Raw genomic sequence first — 19,146 nt, 5'->3', positions numbered from 1 at the left:
GGGAATTACCAAAGTCGCTGCACAAATGCTACCGCCCTTGCAGTATTGACATTAATGTTAGTAGTTCGCATATTCGAAAAATGGAAAACCTTGGCCCCGTTCTGTCACCCGCGCCTGACCATGCTGATGCCGTTCAGCCCGCTGCCGACCTGCCGGTCATGGACCCGGCGCGGCCCGCCATGCGGTATGATTTTCCCAAGGCTTGGCGCCACTTCAAGGAACTGGTGAAGGACAAGGAAAACACCGCCGAAGTCGCCCCGATCTTTGAGGCGCTGCCCTGGCGGCAGGGTTATGACGCGGCCAAGGCATTTCTGGCGACCGAGCAGGGCCAGCGCCTGCGCGCGACCGAACCGTTCCTGCCAACCTTGCTGGATGACCATGAAACCCTGCGCAAGCTGCCCAAGGGCAGTCTGGCGCACGTGTACTGCGATTTCATGGAACGCGAAGGACTGACCGCGCACGGTCTGGTCGAGGATCTGGGCAAATATCGCCGCCCGGATCAGTATTACGCCGATCAGGTCGAATGGTATTTCAACCGGATGCGCGATACGCACGATTTGCAGCATGTGCTGTCCGGCTATGGCCGCGATGCGCTGGGCGAACAGTGCGTGCTGGCGTTCACCTATGGCCAGCAGCCCGCGCTCGCGCATCTGTTCCTTGGCTATGCCGGGGCGCTGGAAATCCGCAAGCGGGTCAAGAGCAAGGCGCCGATCCTGCGCGCCGTGCGTGAAGCACAAAAAGCGGGCAACGCCGCCCGCCGACTGGTCGAACAGCCGATCCGCGAATTGCTGGCGATGCCCTATGCGGATGCGCGCAACGCGGTGGGGATTACGACTCCGCACTATTATCAGGCCGCGCACAGCCAGTGGCGCAGTGAGGGGGTCGATCCTTACGATCTGCTCGCGGCGATCAAGCGGGCGGCCTGACCCTCTCCGGAAAAGTCCAACCGTCATGCTGAACTTGGTTCAGCATGACGGCTGTGGGCAGGTGGTGACCTAGCTTTCCATCCAGTCGCGGAAGAACGCGTCGTTGGCTTCGCGCAGCGCGGCCAGTTCCACCGCGAAGCCGGGGCCGGACACGGCGCTGCCGCCGGTGGTGCCGATCCGGATCATCGGGATGCCAGCCGCCTGAATCTGCTCGGCCGCAGCACTGGTCACGACATAGCGTGCCTGATCTTCGCCGAACGCGGTGAAGTGATCGCCGATTTCTTCCAGTTTGCAGCCGATCCCGCTCGCCAGCGCCATTTCGGCCAGAGCGACGAGCAAGCCGCCGTCTGACACGTCATGCACCGCGGTAACCTTGCCGTCTGCGATCAGCTGGCGGACGAATTCGGCGTGGGCGCGTTCCCTGGCCAGATCGACCGGCGGGGGCGCGCCGTCTTCGCGGCCATGCACTTCGCGCAGCCACAGCGACTGCCCGAGGTGCCCGTTCGACTGGCCGATCACGAAGATCGCCTCGCCCGCAGCCTTGAAGGCCACGGTCGCCATCGTACCATAGTCCGCCATCAGCCCGACACCGCCAATCGCCGGGGTCGGCAGGATCGCGGAGCCGCCGCCGGTGGCCTTGCTTTCGTTGTAGAGGCTGACGTTGCCCGACACGATGGGGTAGTCCAGCGCGCGGCAGGCATCGCCCATGCCTTCGAGGCAGCCGACGATCTGCGCCATGATTTCCGGGCGCTGCGGGTTGGCGAAGTTCAGGCAGTTGGTGATGGCCAGCGGCACCGCGCCGACCGCGCTGATGTTGCGGTACGTCTCCGCGACCGCCTGCTTGCCGCCTTCGTAAGGGTCGGCATAGCAATAGCGCGGGGTGCAATCGGTGCTCATCGCCAGCGCCTTGCGGCTGCCGTGGATGCGCACCACGGCTGCATCGCCGCCGCTTTTTTGCAGCGTGTCCGCGCCGACCTGGCTGTCATACTGCTGCCAGATCCAGCTGCGGCTGGCGAGGTCCGCGCAGCCCATCAGCTTGAGCAGGTCCGCGCCCAGATCGGCGGACGGCGGCACATCGCCCAGCGGCGCGACGTTGGCCCATTTGGCATAGTCCGCGCGGCTGGCGGCGGGCCGGTCATAGAGCGGCGCGTCTTCGGCCAGCGGCCCCAGCGGAATGTCGCACACGGTTTCGCCCTGCCAGGTCAGCACCATGTGACCGGTGTCGGTCACCTCGCCGATCACCGCAAAGTCCAGTTCCCACTTCCTGAAGATCGCCTCGGCCATCGGCTCCTTGCCGGGCTTCAGCACCATCAGCATGCGTTCCTGCGATTCGGACAGCATCATTTCATAGGGGGTCATGCCTTCTTCGCGGCACGGCACCTTGTCCATGTCGAGGATGATCCCGGCCTTGCCGTTGGTCGCCATTTCGACGCTGGAACTGGTGAGGCCAGCCGCGCCCATGTCCTGAATGGCGACGATCGCGTCGGTCGCCATCAGTTCAAGGCATGCCTCGATCAGCAGCTTTTCGGTGAACGGATCGCCGACCTGCACGGTCGGACGCTTTTCGTCCGACTTTTCGTCGAAGTCGGCGCTGGCCATCGTCGCGCCGTGGATGCCATCGCGCCCGGTTTTCGATCCGACATAGACGATCGGATTGCCGATGCCGGTGGCGGCGGAATAGAAGATCTTGTCGGTATCGGCCACGCCCACGGTCATCGCGTTGACCAGGATGTTGCCGTCATAGGCCTTGTGGAAGTTGGTTTCGCCGCCGACCGTCGGCACGCCCACGCAGTTGCCATAGCCGCCGATGCCCGCGACCACGCCTTGCACCAGATGCTTCATCTTCGGGTGGTCGGGCCGGCCAAAGCGCAGCGCGTTCATGTTGGCCACGGGGCGCGCGCCCATTGTGAACACGTCGCGCAGGATGCCGCCAACGCCCGTTGCCGCGCCCTGATAGGGTTCGATGTAGCTGGGGTGGTTGTGGCTTTCCATCTTGAAGATCGCGGCCTGACCGTCACCGATGTCGATCACGCCCGCGTTTTCGCCCGGACCGCAGATCACCCACGGTGCCTCGGTCGGCAGCTTCTTCAGGTGGATGCGGCTGGACTTGTACGAGCAATGCTCTGACCACATCACCGAAAAGATGCCGAGTTCCACCATGTTCGGCGCACGCCCCAGCGCGTGCAGCACGCGGGCGTATTCTTCCTCGGACAGCCCGTGGGCGGCGACAACTTCGGGAGTGATTTCGGCCATTGGCGGCCCTTAGCGCCGCCCGGCGAGTCCCGCTAGCCCGTTCTGGCCGAATTTGCGGCGCTTTTCCCCATCCACCACGCCGCCAGCGTCGCCGCGCCAAACGCGACGAACGCCAGCAGGCTGGTGCCGGTGGTCACTTCCGGCTCGACCGGTCCGAACCAGTTGACCGCTTGCAGCGCCAGCAAGACCGCCGCCAATACGCCGACGCGCAGCGCCGATGGTCGCCGCGCGCGAACATACAGCCACAGCGCGCCAAAAGTCAGCCCCAGTTCCAGCGGCATTTCAATCGCCGGATGGTTCCACAGCCCCAGCCCCAGCTTGGGCGGGCTGCCCGCCAGCGTCAGATCGGGCACGTGGACCAACAGATCCATGAACCAGTGCGACAGCACTACCAGCGCGGCGATCCCGGCGGCGGCGCGGCTTTTCGTCAGGCCCAGCACCAGCGCACCGAACGCGGCGGCAAACCCCGCGCTGCCCAGCAGGCTGTGGGTATAGGGCATGTGATAGAGGTCCATCGGGTTCATCACGCTGATCCCCGGCGTCACCCGCATCGCTTCCGTGCCGGTCAGCAGCAGGCCGAAGAACGCCCAGTCGACCAGTTGCCCGGCCACGAACAGCGTGCCGATCCCCGGCGCTTTGGGCCGGGCGGCGAGGGCGAGGGCGGGGGCCCAGTGACCGATGAACATGGCGCCCCTCAGCCCAGCTGCCGCACCGCGAAAGTCGCAATCCCGCAGGCCAGCGCCGTGGCGGACGCGCCCCACGCGATATCGACCAGCGTCACGTGAACCGGCCAGACTTTCAGCGTCGCCTGATTGGTCAGGTCATACGTCGCATAGGCAATCCCGCCGAGCAGCGCGCCGTTCAGTACCGCGTGCGGCACTCCCAGCGCCATGCCGGGGCGCACCGCGAACCACACCATCGCCGCGACATAGAGCAGGTAGAACACCAGCGCCGGACCCATCCGGAACTGCTCTGCCAGCAGATCGCCCAGCGCCGGGCGGTAAAAATTCGGCCCGGCCCAGCGCAGCCACAGCGCGTCAAGGATGCCGAATGCGATTCCGGCGGCCAGATAGGCGATAATCCACTGCATCGAACACTCCCAAGGTTGCAGGCAGCTTGACCCTTGGCCGCTGCACGGTCAATGCTTGATCCCATGAGCGAGACTGCTGCCGATATCGCCGCGATGAGCTTCGAAGATGCGCTGCGCGCGTTGGAAGATGTGGTGCGCAAACTGGAAAGCGGGGAAGTGCCGCTGGACGATTCCATCACGCTGTACGAACGCGGGGAAGCGCTGCGCAAGGCGTGTCAGGCCCGGCTTGATGCCGCGCAGGCCCGGATCGAGAAGATCGTCGCCGGACCGGATGGACAGGCCGCTGCCACCCAGCCGTTCGATGCCGAGCAGGGCCGCTAGACGATGAGCGCCAGCCCACTGCTGAAAGCCGCGATGGAGCGGATTGCCGCTGATGTCGCGGCCATGTTCGATGCCCTGATGCCGGTCCCGAATGACCCGCGCGCGCGGCTGGTCGAGGCGATGCGCTATGCCGTGCTGGGCGGGGGCAAGCGCCTGCGCCCGCTGCTGCTGACGGCGGTGGCGGATATATACCGGGTGGACCGCACCGCCGCGCTGCGCGCCGGAATCGCGATCGAATCGATCCACGTCTATTCGCTGGTCCACGATGACCTGCCCTGCATGGACAACGACGCCATGCGCCATGGCCGGCCGACCGCGCATCTGGCCTTTGATGAGGCGACCGCCGTGCTGGCGGGCGATGCGCTGCACGATTTCGCGTTCGAAGTGCTGGCCGATACCGCCACCAGCAGCGATCCGTTCACCCGCGCCGAACTGATCCTGACACTGGCCACCGCCAGCGGATCGAACGGCATGGCGGGCGGACAGATGATGGATATCGTGGCCGAAACCAGCCAGTTCGATTTGCCCACGATTACCCGGCTGCAACAGCTGAAGACCGGCGCTTTGCTGGGGGCGGCGGTTGAAATGGGCGCGGTGCTGGGCAAAGTCCCGCTTGAGGGGCGGGCGCATCTGCGCGGCTATGCCCGCGACATCGGGCTGGCCTTCCAGATTGCCGATGACCTGCTCGATCACGAAGGCGATGAAGCTGCGGCCGGCAAGGCGCTGCGCAAGGACGCGGCGGCGGGCAAGCAGACGTTCGTGTCGCTGCTGGGGGCTGACCGGGCGCGCGATCAGGCGCGGATGCTGGTCGAACAGGCTGTGTCGCATCTTGGCTCACACGGGCAGGAAGCCGAATTGCTGCGCGATATCGCGCGTTATATTGTGGAGAGGGACCACTAAATGGCAACGCGCATCGGGGTCTATCCCGGCACATTCGATCCGATCACGCTTGGCCACTCCGACATTATCCGGCGCGGGGCAAAGCTGGTGGACAAACTGATCATCGGCGTGACCACCAATATGTCCAAAAACCCGATGTTCACGCCTGAAGAACGCATGGCGATGGTGGAGCGTGAAGTGGCAGCCATGGGGATCGACAATTGCGAAGTGGTCGGGTTCAACGCGCTGCTGATGAAGTTTGCCCAGGTCCAGGGCGCGTCCGTGATTGTGCGCGGCCTGCGCGCTGTGGCCGACTTCGAATACGAATATCAGATGGCGGGGATGAACCAGCAGCTCAATTCCCGGATCGAAACGGTGTTCCTGATGGCCGACGTCAGCCTGCAACCGATCGCATCGAAGCTGGTCAAGGAAATCGCGCTGTTCGGCGGAGAGATCAACCGGTTCGTCAGTCCTGCCGTGCGCGATGATGTGGTGGCGCGAATTGCCAAGACAGGCACGCTGGGCGACTATTAGACTTTCCGTTCATTGCCACGACAGCGTTGCGGGTTTATCCGGCCATACAACGCCTTTGCTGCCCTATCCAATCGAGTACGCACCGCATGATCCGTCGCTCTATCGCCTCCATTGCTCTGGGCCTGTCACTGGTCGCCGTTCCGGCGTTTGCCAAGGCGAAGCCCCCGGTCACCCCCGCCGCTCCGGTCATGAGCGCGGCGATCAACCCCGATCCGGCGGTTGATCCGGACAATATCCTCGCGCTCGACTTGTCGAATGGTGGGCGCGTGCTGATCCGGCTGGTGCCGGAATGGGCACCTGTTCACGTCGAACGGATCAAGACGCTGACGGCTGAAGGCTTTTACAACGGCGTCGTGTTCCACCGCGTGATCGATGGCTTCATGGCCCAGACCGGCGACCCGACCGGCACGGGCGGCGGCGGATCAAAGCTGCCCGACCTCAAGGCTGAGTTCAATTATCTGCCGCACGTGCGCGGCACCGTGTCGATGGCCCGCACTGATGAGCCCGACACCGCGAACAGCCAGTTCTTCATCGTGTTCTACCCGCGCTTTGCGCTTGATCACCGTTACACCAACTTTGGCCGCGTGATTGCGGGCATGGACATGGTCGACACGATTGAGCGGGGCGAACCGCCGGTAAACCCGACCAAGATCCTGCAAGCCTCGCTGCTGTCGCAGAACAAGCCGCGCCCGGCGGTTTCGGCTCCGGTGGCGGCTCCGGACGTGCTGGCACCGGGCGTGACTGCGCCGGGAACTTCGGGCGAGTAACAGCGCAACTGTCATGCTGAACTTGTTTCGGCATCCAACGGGCCGCACACGCTGCGCTATGTTGGTTTAGACAGGCGGCACCGCCGGGCGTCCTTGCAGGGTTTGGCTGCGCTAAACGATGGATGCTGAAACAAGTTCAGCATGACGATATGACACGAACGGATAGCGGCTGGGATGCAGGCGCAAGCCCGTGCTTGTCCAACTGCCCATGCCCCCGCTAAGGGCACTGGCCATGCGCGTTGATCTGTTCGATTTCGACCTTCCGCCCGAAAACATCGCCCTGCGCCCCGCGCGGCCGCGCGATGCGGCGCGGCTGTTGCTGGTGCCAGGCCCCGCCTGCGCGCTGAGCGATCACCATGTGCGCGATCTGCCCGGCCTGCTGCGTGCGGGCGATGTGCTGGTGTTCAACGACACCCGCGTGATCCCGGCCCAGCTCGAAGGCCGCCGGGGCGAGGCCAGGATCGGCGCAACCCTGCACAAGCGGATCGATCTGCGCCGCTGGCAAGCCTTCATCCGCAACGGCAAGCGGCTGCATGTCGGCGATCAAATCCAGTTTCCCGCCGACGTCACCGCCAAGGCAGAAACCCGCCACGATGATGGCAGCTGGACGCTGGCGTTTGGCGGGGATGAGCCGGTCGAAGTCCTGCTGGAACGCGCCGGACGCATGCCGCTGCCGCCCTATATCGCGGGCAAGCGTGATACCGATGCCGCCGACAAGCTGGATTACCAGACGATGTTCGCCGCCCGCGACGGGGCCGTCGCCGCGCCCACGGCGGCGCTGCACTTCACGCCGAAACTGATGGCCGGGTTGACCACCGCCGGGATCGGCCACGAAACGCTCACGCTGCACGTGGGGGCGGGCACGTTCCTGCCGGTCAAGGCAGATGACACCGCCGACCACCAGATGCACGCCGAATGGGGCCGGATCGATGCCGAAACGGCGGCACGCCTCAACGCCGTGCGGGCCGGCGGCGGCCGGGTGATCGCGGTCGGCACCACGTCGCTGCGTCTGCTGGAAAGCGCGGCGGGCGAGGATAACGTGATCCATGCCTTCGACGGCGACACCGCGATTTTCATCACCCCCGGTTACCGGTTCAAGGCGATCGACGGGCTGATGACCAACTTTCACCTGCCCAAATCGACGCTGTTCATGCTGGTTTCGGCGTTGATGGGCCGTGAACGGATGCAGGCCGTCTATGCCCACGCCATCGCGGCGGGGTACCGGTTCTACAGCTATGGCGATTCAAGTTTGTTGCTGCCGGAGGGGTAGGGCGGGGCCACCGACCACACCGCCGTCCAAAACCCGTCACCCGCCAACCGTCACCCGCCAACCGTCACCCTGAACTTGGTTCAGGGTCCATCCCTCAGCCCGCGCAGCATGGCCGGATCGGGCGCAAGCCTCACAGCCAGCCATTTCTGGTAACCACAGTGACTGCGGCGCGATGGATGCTGAAACGAGTTCAGCATGACGATTTCGGGTAGGCCGGGGTCGGGTTTGGCAGAGTCAGGCAGGACGGAGAGCCTTACTGCCCCGGCTCAACCGTCTTCAGTTTGATCTGCTGACTGTCCAGCTTTTCCAGCTTGATCTGGCGGCTCTGGAACTTGCCCTGCCGGGATTCCAGCTTGTGCTGCACGCTGTCAGTCTTGTGCTGCAAGCTGTCGTGCTTGTGCTGGACGCTGTCCACGGTGCCTTCGGCGGTTTCCAGCTTCACCTTCTTGTGCTGCGCACTGCTCATTTTTTGCTGGTGGCTGGCGGCGGCGTCCTTGGCGAATATCGTCGGCCCGTCAGTGGGCGGCGCGGCCTCGGCGCTCATCCCCAGGGAGGCGGTGAGCAGGGTGATCGCAGAGGCGATGGTCGCGCCCGTGCCGGGAATCCCGCGCTTGGTGTCGGTGTTTGCCATGGCCTCTCACTCCTGCTGGTTCAGCTTGTTGAGTTCTGCATACAGCAACGCGATATGCATGTCCAAGCGCTTCGCCGGCTCGCCCGGTTCGGCCACGCCCGCCTGCGCACAATGCGCCGCGATCGCCGCGTCAAGGTCGAGCAACTCGAACACCGCCGCCCCCCCGGCATCGCCGTCCGGCAGCTGTCCCAGCACGTCGCGCGCCGCGTTGACCCACTCGGCATAGGCATCGGCGGCCGCGATGAAGGGCTGGGCCTGCTGCGCTTCCACGTAATCCGCTATCGTACCGTCCCCGCCGAATGTCCCGCCTGACAGCGGATGCGGATCGAGCTGGAGCCAGTGCTCGGTCCCGTCGCCCGCGCGCCGCCGCCCGAGCGGATAGAGCCGGCAGACCAGCGGCCGCGCCGGGTGGACCGTGCAGCCCTGCTCCCCCAGGAACACGCAGACATCCGCCTCCGTCCGCGCCAGCGCCGTGCCCGCGCCGCCTTCGGTCCACCGCTCGCGGAAGGCGCGCGCTGTCACCCCCTTGAGCGCGGCCAGCTGCGCAATTTCATAGGGGTTGGTCTGGATGATCTTGTGATGACAGCACCGCGAACAGGCCGCGCACCGAAAGGCGAACGGCTCGGTCCGGGCGGCGGCGTGCTGGGCGGGCAGGTTGGTCATTGGTGCCGCCCAAACAGCGTCTTCGGATCGATCACCTGGTCGATCAGGGCCTCGTCGGGGGGCAGCTGGCCATCCAGCATCAGCATGGCGAGGCCGTGGACGATCGCCCAGGCCTGGACCATCAGGCGGCGGGTTTCTTCCGCGTCGCCGCCGGTCGCCGCCGTGGCCTTGTCGTGCAGCAGTCGGGCCGCGATCGATTGGCCGAACACGGTTTCGCCCGCCGGGGGCAGGTGGGTGAAGATCAGGCGGAACAGGGCCGGGTGGGCGAGGGCGAAGCGGACATAGGCCCGCCCCGTCGCGCCGAATGCGCCCGGCCCGCCACCCATCGACTCGGCAGCGGCGCGCTGCGCCTCGCCCAGTTTGTCGATCCCCGCGCCCGCCAGCGCGACCAGCAGCGCTCGCTTGTCGGGGAAGTGGCGATAGACGGCGGTGGCCGATACGCCGACGTCACGCGCGATCTGGCGCAGCGAAATATCGCCTATTTCCGTGGTTTCCAGCGCCCGCAACCCCGCATCGACCAACGCGCTGCGCAAGTCGCCGTGGTGATAGGTGCGGACCGCTTCGAGGGATGTTGACACTGTTACCATTCGCGCTATGTTTACGCCATAAACATTAAAGGGAGATCTGTGTCATGGCAAGCAGCGTCGAAACCGTCATCCGCGCCGTCGTTACCAAGGGGATCGAGAAAGTCGCCGGGTTCAACCGCGCCCGGATGGACGAAACCCGCGCGCATCCGTTCCTGACCGGCATTCACGCGCCGATGACCGAGGAGCGCACGCTGACCGATCTGGCCGTGACCGGCACGATCCCGGCGGAGCTGTCGGGCCGCTACGTCCGGATCGGGCCGAACCCGTTCAACCCCGATCCGCGCGGCCACCACTGGTTCATCGGTGACGGCATGGTCCACGGCGTGCGGATCGCGGGCGGCAAGGCGCTGTGGTATCGCAACCGCTTCATCCGCTCGCAGATGCTGGAAGCCAAGGGCGGCCCCGCTGCTGCCCCCGGACCCCGGCGCGGGAAGCGCGATCTGGTCAACACCAATGTCATCCAGCACCGCGGCCAGACGCTCGCGATTGTCGAGGCGGGATCGTTTCCGGCGCTGCTCAACGATGAACTCGAAACGGTCGCCTACACCGATTTCGGCGGCACGCTGCAAACCTCGTTCAGCGCGCACCCGCATGAAGACCCGCTGACGGGGGAACTCCACGCGATCTGCTATGACGGTATGACGCAGGATACCGTCTGGCACGTGGTCGTGTCCCCAGAGGGCAAAGTCGTGCGGCAGGAACCGATCCCGGTCGAGCATGGGCCGTCGATCCATGAATGCTCGATCACCGCAAAGTACGTGCTGGTGTTCGATCTGCCGGTGACGTTCTCGATGAAGGCGCTGATCGCGGGGGAACAGTTCCCCTATCACTGGAACACCGAGCACGCGGCCCGCGTCGGCCTGCTGCCGCGCGGCGGCACGGCGGAAGACGTGATCTGGTGCGGGGTCGATCCGTGCTATGTCTTCCATGTCGCCAACAGTTACGACACGGCGGACGGCAAGGTGATTGTCGATCTGTCGGCCTATGAAACGATGTTCGCGGGCGGGCCGGATGGGCCGAACGGCAAGTCGCTGGGGATGGAGCGCTGGGAGATTGACCCCGCCACGCGCCGCGTTACCCGCACCACGCTCGATGCCGCCCCGCAGGAATTCCACCGCCCGGATGAGCGCTTTTTCGGGCAACCCTATCGCTACGCCTGGTCGCTGGGCCTGCCGGAGCAGGTGGAGGACAGTTTCCTGGGGGCGACGCCGATCTATCGCTATGACCTGCACACGGGTGAGCGGCAGGCGCACGATTTCGGGCCAAACCGTGTGCCCGGTGAGTTCGTGTTCGTGCCGCGCAGCGCCGATGCGCCGGAAGGCGATGGCTGGGTGATGGGCTATGTGATCGACGCCGCGAACGAGACGACCGATCTGGTCATCCTCGACGCTGCCGACATGGCCGCGCCTCCGGTGGCCAGCATCCATATCCCCCACCGCATCCCGCCGGGCTTCCACGGCAACTGGCTCGCCGACGCCGGTTGAGCCAGACCCGCTAGCGGGACCACAGGAACGGGCCAGTCCGCGCGAGAAGCTGTGCGGGCTGGTTCTTTCCGCGCAAGACGGCTAACCGCTGCGCGCATGACTGCCCCGCGCTTCCAGTTCACCATCCACGCCGCCGACGGCAAGGCCCGCACCGGCACGATTGCCATGCGCCGGGGCGAGATCCGCACGCCCGCGTTCATGCCGGTCGGCACGGCCGCCACCGTCAAGGCGATGAAGCCCGAAACCGTCCGCGCGACCGGCGCCGATATCCTGCTGGGCAACACCTATCACCTGATGCTGCGCCCCGGCGCGGAGCGGGTGGCGCGGCTGGGGGGGCTCCACAAGTTCATGAACTGGGACCGCCCGATCCTGACCGACAGCGGCGGCTATCAGGTGATGAGCCTGTCGGACCTGCGCAAGATCACCGAAGAGGGCGTGACCTTCAAAAGCCACCTCGATGGCTCGAAGCACCTGCTCACGCCCGAACGCTCGATGGAAATCCAGCGCCTGCTGGGCAGCGATATCGTGATGGCGTTCGACGAATGCCCGCGCGCCGATGCGCCCTATGACGTGATCGCCGCTTCGATGCGGATGTCGATGCGCTGGGCGCAGCGCAGCCGCGACGGGTTCGACAGCGGCGAGGAACACGCGGAGCGCTCCGCGCTGTTCGGCATCCAGCAGGGCGCGCTCGACCAGACGTTGCGCGGCGAAAGCGCCGCCGCCCTGCGCGAGATCGGGTTCGATGGCTATGCCATCGGCGGGCTGGCCGTGGGCGAGGGGCAGGAGGCGATGTTCGCCACGCTCGACTTCGCGCCGGACCAGTTGCCCGAAGACCGCCCGCGTTACCTGATGGGCGTGGGCAAGCCCGACGATCTGGTCGGCGCGGTGGAGCGCGGGGTCGACATGTTCGATTGCGTCCTGCCCAGCCGGTCGGGCCGCAACGGGCAGGGCTTTACGTGGAACGGCCCGGTCAACTTGCGCAACGCCCGCCATGCCGAAGACACCAGCCCGCTGGACGAACGCTGCCCCGGCGACTGCTGCACCAAATACAGCCGCGCCTATCTCCACCACCTGCACAAGAACGGCGAAATCCTGGGCGCGATGCTGCTGACCGAACACAACCTTACGTTCTATCAGCAACTGATGCAGGCCATGCGCGATGCGATCGCGGCGGGCACGTTTGCGGTGTTTGCGGCTGAGTTCCGGCGGGGGTATTTGAAGGGTTAGGCGGGCAGTTATCCACAAGGCTTGCTCTGGTTGAGCAAGGGGCATATGCAGAACAAAAGGGGATTTCGTCATGGATTCGTGCCCAACGGTCATTGATTTGTTTTGCGGTGCTGGCGGGCTGAGCGAAGGGTTCCGTCAAGCTGGTTTTCAGGTGCTGCTGGGCAGTGATATTGATCCGACTTTCGGGACAACTTTTGCGAAGTCCCACCATGGCGCGCTATTCGTCGCTAAGCCAATTCAAGCGTTGACCAGCGCCGAGATAATGTCAGCGACAGGTCTAGGCAAAGGTCAACTCGATGTGTTGGTAGGAGGGCCGCCCTGTCAGGGGTATAGCGTTTACAACCACGGACGTGGTGAACATGATCCTCGCGCTGGCTTATTCCGTGAGTATCTTCGATTGGTCCGCGAACTAGCTCCAAAATGGCTGGTCATGGAGAATGTCACTGGGTTGCTTTCCATTTCAGGTGGACAGCTTATCAAGACGATCGCAGAAGAATTCTCAAAACTTGGATATTGTGTGCAATGGCGCGTTCTACGTGCGGAGGATTATGGTGTCCCGCAAGAGCGGCGCCGGGTGGTTTTTATTGCCAATCGTGTTGGAGCTTCAATCGAGTTTCCAAAGATTGAGTATGGAGCAGGGAAGCTTCCTTACACGTCGATCTGGGACGCAATAAGCGATTTACCTCTGTTGGGAGCGAGCACGGGGGTAGACTATGCGACCGCGCCCAGCACTCCGTTCCAAGCCCGTATGCGTAAGGGCAATCCGCGGCTGAGTAACCATGTCGGTCCCAAGTTGGGCAAGGCGAATTTGGAGCGTATTCGGCATATCCCGCAAGGGGGATCGTGGCGAGATATTCCTTTTGACTTGCTTCCAGAAGGTATGAAGCGCGCAAAGCGTAGTGACCATACAAAGCGCTACGGTCGACCGCGGTTGACCGACCTATCCTGCACGATCCTGACTAAATGCGACATCCATTGGGGTGCATATATCCACCCGGTAGAGAATCGTGCTTTCACAGTCCGCGAAGCAGCAAGATTACAATCGTTCCCCGACGATTTTGTGTTTTATGGCAGTATGACTGAACAGTTTGTTCAAGTTGGAAACGCAGTCCCGCCGATGCTTGCGCATTCAATTGCGTCTGCAATTATTGATTCCGACAAGGCAATAGAGCGCATCGCAGCATGAATATTTCTGAAGTGTTCGGGCACGGTGTCGGTGAGCACTCCGATGCAGCTTGGGCTGACCGAAAAAGTAAGTTTTGTCGTTTCAGGGGCGGCCCATGCAACAAGTCTAGCAAATCTGACCCAATCGGAATTTGCTCTGTGTCTGACGGTGTGAACGCTGCATCGCTCTGTCCAACCCGGTTTCTTGAAGATGGACGGATTTTTCGCGACGCAGCCCGTTTGGCCTTTGGAATCAATTCCAGTTATGCTGTGTTTCCGGAAATTAGGATTTTGCAAGTCCCGGATGCGAAGAAGCCAGGTGAATTCAAGAAAATTGGAAAAGTCGACTTCATCCTTGGTAAGGTTGAAGGTGGCGTTGTGTCTGATTTTTGTGCTGTCGAGGTGCAAGCTGCTTACTTTTCGGGACTGGAAACGCGGAGCCTTTTAAGGCATTTTATGGAGCGCCAAAATTTTGGAGCGCTGGATACATTTCGTCGCCCTGATTTCCGATCATCAGCGCAGAAACGTTTAATTCCGCAGTTGCAATTGAAAGTTCCAGTATTTCGGCGATGGGGGAAGAAGTTTTTTGTTGTAGTTGACAGTCAATTTTTCAATTCGCTTCCTGAATTTCGCACCACCAGTCAGGCAAACAGCGAGTTAACCTGGCTTGTGTACCCCTTGAAGCGTGACCTTGAAATATATCGTATGGATGATGTGCTAACCACATTTACCGAATGGGCAGATGTTGAAACGTCGTTACGCGAGGGGCGTGCGCCGGATCCGGCGGAAATCATTTCGGAATTGCAATTGAAGTTTGCCCCTAAAGGTAAAGCCTCAGTGCGTGTCTTTCAGTGCTGATTTAGGAGCCCTTGTTGGCATCTTTGTTGTGAACGCTTGATCGCTCTTTGACTTGCACTTACCGACCCTCACTGCATTATCTTCCCACGATTACAGGCAGGGGCATGGAATGAAGCGCAGGGTATTGGGTGTGTTGGCTGCGTTGCTGGCCGGCGTTTCGGCGGTTCCGGCGACCGCGCAGGATGGGCTGGCGCTGGCGCAGCGGTTTGGGGCGTTGGAGGCGATTCGCTCGATCAGCCTGTCGCCCGATGGCACCAAGATCGCCTTTGTCACCCCGCATCCCACGGTCGGCACGGCGGTCTATGTCGCGGACCTGACCACCGGCGCGGCGCCGGTGCGGATCATTGCCTCGGCCAGCAAGGATGAGCAGATTTATTGGTGCGGCTGGCCCACGGCGGCGCGGCTGGTGTGCAAGGTCAGCGTCGATTTCAACATGGGCGGACGCTGGATCAAGGTTGCGCGGGCCTATGCGCTGAATTCCGATGGCAGCGATCCCAAGTTGCTGACCGCGGTCAACAGCCGCCAGCTGGGGCTGGACGGCAGCGGCGGGAACGTGCTGGACTGGGACGTGGCGAGCAAGCCCGGCGCGGTGCTGATGTCGCGCTTTTTCATTCAGGAGGACCGGGCCGGATCGCTGATGGCGGAGCAGCGCCAGGGGCTGGGGGTTGAGGAAGTCGATACCGTCACGCTCAAGCGCCGCAATGTTGAACCTCCGCGCAGCGATGCGCGCGAATACATTACCGATGGCCACGGCACCGTGCGGATCATGGGGGCGATTGCCTCCAACCCGGATGGCTACATCCGCGAGGAGATGAGCTATTTCTACCGCAAGCAGGGCGCGCGGGAGTGGTTGCCGCTGTCAAAACTGACGCTGGGCGACACCGGCGGGGTGGGGGGCTTCAACCCCTATGCGGTCGATCCCGCGAAGAACGTGGTGTACGGGTTTGACGATCACGAGGGCCGCGCGGCGCTGTTCAGCATCGCGCTGGACGGCACCGAAACGCGGCAGTTGCTGGTCAGCCGCGATGATGTCGATGTTGATGGGCTGGTGCGGATCGGGCGCGACAACCGCGTGGTCGGGGCCAGCTATGCCACCGAAAAGCGTGTGGTCGATTATTTCGATCCGGACCTGAAAAAGCTGGCGGGCGCGCTCAGTCGGTCCTTGCCGGGCAAGCCCAGCATCGGTTTCGTCGATGCCAGCAGCGGGGAAACCAAGCTGCTGATGGTCGCCGCCAGCGACGTCGATCCGGGGCGCTATTACCTGTTCGACAAGACCACGCGCCAGCTGGGTGAAGTGCTGCCGGTGCGCCCGGAACTGGCCGGGATCGCGCTCGCGCCGATGAAGCCGGTGACTTATCCTGCCGCCGATGGCACGCAGGTGCCGGGCTACCTGACCCTGCCGCCGGGCAGCAGCGGCAAGGGGCTGCCCGCCATCGTCATGCCCCACGGCGGGCCGGGATCGCGTGACGAATGGGGGTTTGACTGGCTGGTGCAGTTCTATGCCCAGCGCGGCTTTGCGGTGTTGCAACCCAATTTCCGGGGCTCCACGGGCTATGGCTCGGCCTGGTATCGCAAGAACGGGTTCCAGTCGTGGCGCGAGGCGATTGGCGATGTGAACGACGCCGGGCGCTGGCTGGTGGCGCAGGGCATCGCCGCGCCGGACAAGCTGGCGATCGTCGGCTGGTCCTATGGCGGCTATGCCGCGCTGCAAAGCCAGGTGCTGGACCCGTCACTGTACAAGGCGGTCGTCGCGGTCGCCCCGGTGACCGATCTGGAGCGGCTGCGCGCCGGTGCGCAGGGCTATCGGAACCAGTCGCTGGTCCAGAAGTTCATCGGGCAGGGGCCGCACATCAAGGAAGGCTCGCCCGCGCAGAACCCCGGCAGCTTCAAGGCGCCGGTGCTGATGTTCCACGGCGACCGCGACCTGAATGTCGATATCGGGCAGGCGCGGCTGATGGCCGAACGCCTGCGCGGCGCGGGCAAGCCGGTGGAACTGGTCGAGTTTCCGGGCCTCGCCCACAGTCTGGTCGATGCGGGTGCGCGCACCCGGCTGCTGAGTGAAAGCGACGCGTTCCTGCGCAAGGCGATGGGCCTGCCAGCCAATTGAGCGGGTCGAAGGACGCGCTGTTTCGCGGAAGGGCTTCGGCAGTCTTCCGTCAAGTCGGCATCGGTCACCCGTCACCCTGAACTTGTTTCAGGGTCCATCTCTCCTCCTGCACGGACAGTGCGGGCCGAGAAATGGATGCTGAAACAAGTTCAGCATGACGGTTTAGACTTTACGGTGGCGAAGGGGATAAGCGCCAAACAAGTTCAGGGTGACGGAAAGCGAAGGCATACTCTGGTGCGCTTGCACAAACAAAAAGGGCGGCCCCGCGGGGCCGCCCTTCGTGTGTGGTATGAACCGACCGATCAGCGCGAATAGAATTCGACGACCAGGTTCGGTTCCATCTTCACCGGGTAAGGCACTTCATCCAGCGTCGGAACGCGGACGAAGGTGATCTTGTCGGTGCCGTCCTGCGCGACATAGTCAGGCACTTCGCGTTCCGGCAGACCCTGTGCTTCGGCGATCAGGGCCATTTCCTTGGCCTTCTTGCCCAGCGACACGACATCGCCCGGACGCACGCGGCGGCTGGCGATGTTGCACTTCACGCCGTTCACATAGATGTGGCCGTGCGAAACGATCTGGCGGGCCGAGAAGATGGTCGGCGCGAACTTGGCGCGGTACACGACCATGTCGAGGCGCTGTTCCAGCAGGCCGATCAGGTTCTGACCGGTATCGCCCTTGATCTTGGCGGCTTCCTGATAGGTGCGCTTGAACTGCTTTTCGGTCACGTCGCCGTAGTAGCCCTTGAGCTTCTGCTTGGCGCGCAGCTGGATGCCGAAGTCCGACACCTTGCTCTTGCGGCGCTGGCCATGCTGACCGGGACCATAGCTGCGGCGGTTGACCGAGCTTTTCGGACGGCCCCAGATATTTTCGCCCATCCGGCGATCAATTTTATACTTCGATGACTTGCGCTTCGACATGCGAGACGCTCCTTCAATTTGCATGGGGCTGGCGACAACCGCCAACCTACTGGCCCGGAACCGCACCATTTCCGCCAATTACGGAATGCGACCACCGCTTCACCGGAGTGCGAGGTCAATTGCGAAGGCGGGCCATTGGCCGGGAATCGCCCCTAAGTCAAGCTTTGGTCATGCTTTCGGGGCACGCTTGTGCAGGTTGGACAGCACGCCGCGCAAGGTGCGCACTTCCAGATAGTTCCAGCCTGGCTTGGTCAGGATGTTGCGCAAGGCCAGCCGGGTGGCCTCTGCGCGGGCCGGAGGGAAGAAGTAATCGCGCGCGTCCAGCATGGCTTCCAACTGGCCCAGCATCCCTTCCAGATCTTCCTGCGGGGCGGGGGGGAGCAGGTCTTCAACCGTCGGCTGGGCCAGATCGACCTGCTTTGACCATTCATAGGCACACAGGATCACCGCCTGCGCCAGATTGAGCGAGGCAAACGCCGGGTTGATTGGCACGGTCAGGATCGCGCGGGCCAGCGCGACGTCTTCGGTTTCAAGGCCCGACCGTTCCGGGCCGAACACCAGCGCGGATCGCCCGGCGCTGCCAATCGCGGCATCGCGGTGGATTGCCTGCGCGGCCTGTTCCGGCGTGACGACCGGCTTGGTCACCCCGCGCTTGCGCACGGTGGTGGCATAGACGTGCGCGCAATCGCTGACCGCATCGGCCAGCGATTCGAACACCGCGGCGTGTTCCAGCACTTCGTCCGCGCCCGCTGCTGCCGGACCGGCGCTGGGGTTGGGCCAGCCATCGCGCGGGGTGACGAGACGCAGTTCGGTCAGCCCGAAATTGAGCATCGCCCGCGCGGCCTTGCCGATATTCTCGCCCAGTTGCGGCCGGACGAGGACGATTACCGGCTTGGGGGGAGGGGCGTGACGTCCTTCGAGACGCGGAGCGGCCTTCGACAAGCTCAGTCCGCTCCGCTCCTCAGGATGAGCGAATGTTTGAGTTGCCGGTTCCGCGGGGCGGGCGGTTGGTTGAATTGCCCGTTCTTCAGGAGCCGCGAGGGATTGGGATACCCGCTCATCCTGAGGAGGCGCTGAGCTTGTCGAAGTGCCGTCTCGAAGGACCGCACCCCCAGCCCTGCGCGCCAACTGGCTCACCAGCGCCCAGTCCCCGGCAATCAGCGCTTCCTTCTTGGCCCGCGACCAGCCCTTGAGCTTGCGTTCGGCGGCAAAGGCGGCATCGCAGTCGGCAAAGGTGTCGGACCACACCAGTGCCACCGGAAGCCGGGTGGCGGTGTAGCCGCCCAGCGTGCCAGCGTTGTGCTGGGCAACGCGCAGGTCGAGATCATCGGTATGGCCGATGTAGTAGCCGCCATCCGAGCACCGCAGCATGTAGGTCCAGAAGTGCGGGGTCATCGTTATCCGGCAGGTCCTTCGAGACGCGGAGCGGCCTTCGACAAGCTCCGCTCCGCAGGATGAGCGGCAAGGG

At 63.8% G+C, this 19,146-nt stretch carries 19 protein-coding genes; 11 read left to right on the top strand and 8 right to left on the bottom strand.

The genetic code is table 11. The features are described 5' to 3' along the window. Window positions 1-80 precede the first annotated feature (80 nt). Window positions 81-926 (top strand): Coq4 family protein, encoded by an 846-nt coding sequence (locus Q8Q53_RS07965; protein WP_305701236.1) that lies wholly within the window; start codon window positions 81-83, stop codon window positions 924-926. A 69-nt stretch (window positions 927-995) separates the two neighbouring features. On the opposite strand, the gene purL is transcribed toward Q8Q53_RS07965, so the two are convergent. Genes purL through Q8Q53_RS07950 form a run of 3 tightly spaced genes read right to left on the bottom strand, consistent with a single transcriptional unit; the run spans window position 996 to window position 4,269 of the window. Next, the gene (gene purL / locus Q8Q53_RS07960; protein WP_305701235.1) at window positions 996-3,179 is read right to left on the bottom strand and encodes a phosphoribosylformylglycinamidine synthase subunit PurL; all 2,184 of its coding nucleotides are present in this window, start codon (window positions 3,177-3,179) and stop codon (window positions 996-998) included. Between the two features lie 32 nt (window positions 3,180-3,211). Beyond that, window positions 3,212-3,865 carry a hypothetical protein gene (locus Q8Q53_RS07955; protein WP_305701234.1) on the bottom strand — a complete coding sequence of 218 codons (654 nt, stop codon included), beginning with the start codon at window positions 3,863-3,865 and terminating at the stop codon, window positions 3,212-3,214. An 8-nt stretch (window positions 3,866-3,873) separates the two neighbouring features. Further along, window positions 3,874-4,269, bottom strand: a complete 396-nt coding sequence (locus Q8Q53_RS07950) for a DUF2177 family protein (protein ID WP_305701233.1) — start codon at window positions 4,267-4,269, stop codon at window positions 3,874-3,876. A gap of 63 nt (window positions 4,270-4,332) precedes the next feature. Here Q8Q53_RS07950 and Q8Q53_RS07945 point away from each other — a divergent pair, with 63 nt between their 5' ends. From Q8Q53_RS07945 to queA, 5 genes are all read left to right on the top strand, one after another. Then, on the top strand, window positions 4,333-4,590 hold the full coding sequence (locus Q8Q53_RS07945; RefSeq protein WP_305701232.1) for an exodeoxyribonuclease VII small subunit: 258 nt from the start codon (window positions 4,333-4,335) through the stop codon (window positions 4,588-4,590). 3 nt (window positions 4,591-4,593) lie between these two features. Then, window positions 4,594-5,490 carry a polyprenyl synthetase family protein gene (locus Q8Q53_RS07940; protein ID WP_305701231.1) on the top strand — a complete coding sequence of 299 codons (897 nt, stop codon included), beginning with the start codon at window positions 4,594-4,596 and terminating at the stop codon, window positions 5,488-5,490. After that, window positions 5,491-6,003: a pantetheine-phosphate adenylyltransferase gene (gene coaD, locus Q8Q53_RS07935; RefSeq protein WP_305701230.1), complete on the top strand. Its 513-nt coding sequence runs from the start codon at window positions 5,491-5,493 to the stop codon at window positions 6,001-6,003. Between the two features lie 86 nt (window positions 6,004-6,089). After that, complete coding sequence (locus tag Q8Q53_RS07930) at window positions 6,090-6,770, top strand: peptidylprolyl isomerase (protein ID WP_305701229.1); 681 nt, start codon at window positions 6,090-6,092, stop codon at window positions 6,768-6,770. 232 nt (window positions 6,771-7,002) lie between these two features. Further along, a complete protein-coding gene (queA, locus tag Q8Q53_RS07925; RefSeq protein WP_305701228.1) occupies window positions 7,003-8,040 on the top strand; it encodes a tRNA preQ1(34) S-adenosylmethionine ribosyltransferase-isomerase QueA in 1,038 nt (345 codons plus the stop codon). A gap of 253 nt (window positions 8,041-8,293) precedes the next feature. Here the strand turns inward: queA and Q8Q53_RS07920 are convergent, their stop codons facing one another. From Q8Q53_RS07920 to Q8Q53_RS07910, 3 genes are read right to left on the bottom strand one after another with little or no spacing between them, the layout of a single operon-like run. Then, entirely contained in the window at window positions 8,294-8,671 is a 378-nt protein-coding gene (locus Q8Q53_RS07920) for a hypothetical protein (protein WP_305701227.1), read from the bottom strand. 6 nt (window positions 8,672-8,677) lie between these two features. After that, complete coding sequence (locus tag Q8Q53_RS07915) at window positions 8,678-9,334, bottom strand: YkgJ family cysteine cluster protein (protein ID WP_305701226.1); 657 nt, start codon at window positions 9,332-9,334, stop codon at window positions 8,678-8,680. Then, a complete protein-coding gene (locus Q8Q53_RS07910; RefSeq protein ID WP_305701225.1) occupies window positions 9,331-9,921 on the bottom strand; it encodes a TetR/AcrR family transcriptional regulator in 591 nt (196 codons plus the stop codon). Before Q8Q53_RS07910 ends, Q8Q53_RS07915 begins: the two co-directional genes overlap by 4 nt. Before the next feature lie 44 nt (window positions 9,922-9,965). On the opposite strand from Q8Q53_RS07910, the gene Q8Q53_RS07905 reads away from it, so the two are divergent. From Q8Q53_RS07905 to Q8Q53_RS07885, 5 genes are all read left to right on the top strand, one after another. Further along, complete coding sequence (locus Q8Q53_RS07905) at window positions 9,966-11,405, top strand: carotenoid oxygenase family protein (protein WP_305701224.1); 1,440 nt, start codon at window positions 9,966-9,968, stop codon at window positions 11,403-11,405. A 96-nt stretch (window positions 11,406-11,501) separates the two neighbouring features. Continuing rightward, the gene (gene tgt, locus Q8Q53_RS07900; protein WP_305701223.1) at window positions 11,502-12,632 is read left to right on the top strand and encodes a tRNA guanosine(34) transglycosylase Tgt; all 1,131 of its coding nucleotides are present in this window, start codon (window positions 11,502-11,504) and stop codon (window positions 12,630-12,632) included. Between the two features lie 70 nt (window positions 12,633-12,702). Then, a complete protein-coding gene (locus Q8Q53_RS07895) occupies window positions 12,703-13,818 on the top strand; it encodes a DNA cytosine methyltransferase (RefSeq protein WP_305701222.1) in 1,116 nt (371 codons plus the stop codon). After that, the gene (locus tag Q8Q53_RS07890) at window positions 13,815-14,654 is read left to right on the top strand and encodes a NotI family restriction endonuclease (RefSeq protein ID WP_305701221.1); all 840 of its coding nucleotides are present in this window, start codon (window positions 13,815-13,817) and stop codon (window positions 14,652-14,654) included. Before Q8Q53_RS07895 ends, Q8Q53_RS07890 begins: the two co-directional genes overlap by 4 nt. Before the next feature lie 109 nt (window positions 14,655-14,763). Then, complete coding sequence (locus Q8Q53_RS07885; protein WP_305701220.1) at window positions 14,764-16,761, top strand: S9 family peptidase; 1,998 nt, start codon at window positions 14,764-14,766, stop codon at window positions 16,759-16,761. A gap of 302 nt (window positions 16,762-17,063) precedes the next feature. On the opposite strand, the gene rpsD is transcribed toward Q8Q53_RS07885, so the two are convergent. Next, a complete protein-coding gene (gene rpsD / locus Q8Q53_RS07880) occupies window positions 17,064-17,678 on the bottom strand; it encodes a 30S ribosomal protein S4 (RefSeq protein ID WP_305701219.1) in 615 nt (204 codons plus the stop codon). A 168-nt stretch (window positions 17,679-17,846) separates the two neighbouring features. Then, window positions 17,847-19,073 carry a TrmJ/YjtD family RNA methyltransferase gene (locus Q8Q53_RS07875; protein WP_305701218.1) on the bottom strand — a complete coding sequence of 409 codons (1,227 nt, stop codon included), beginning with the start codon at window positions 19,071-19,073 and terminating at the stop codon, window positions 17,847-17,849. Between the last annotated feature and the right edge of the window lie 73 nt (window positions 19,074-19,146).

The sequence above is a fragment of the Novosphingobium sp. genome, from assembly GCF_030699305.1.
Classification (GTDB): domain Bacteria; phylum Pseudomonadota; class Alphaproteobacteria; order Sphingomonadales; family Sphingomonadaceae; genus Novosphingobium.
The sequence above is the reverse complement of the archived record's forward strand: the minus strand, read 5'-3'. Positions and strand labels throughout refer to the sequence as shown.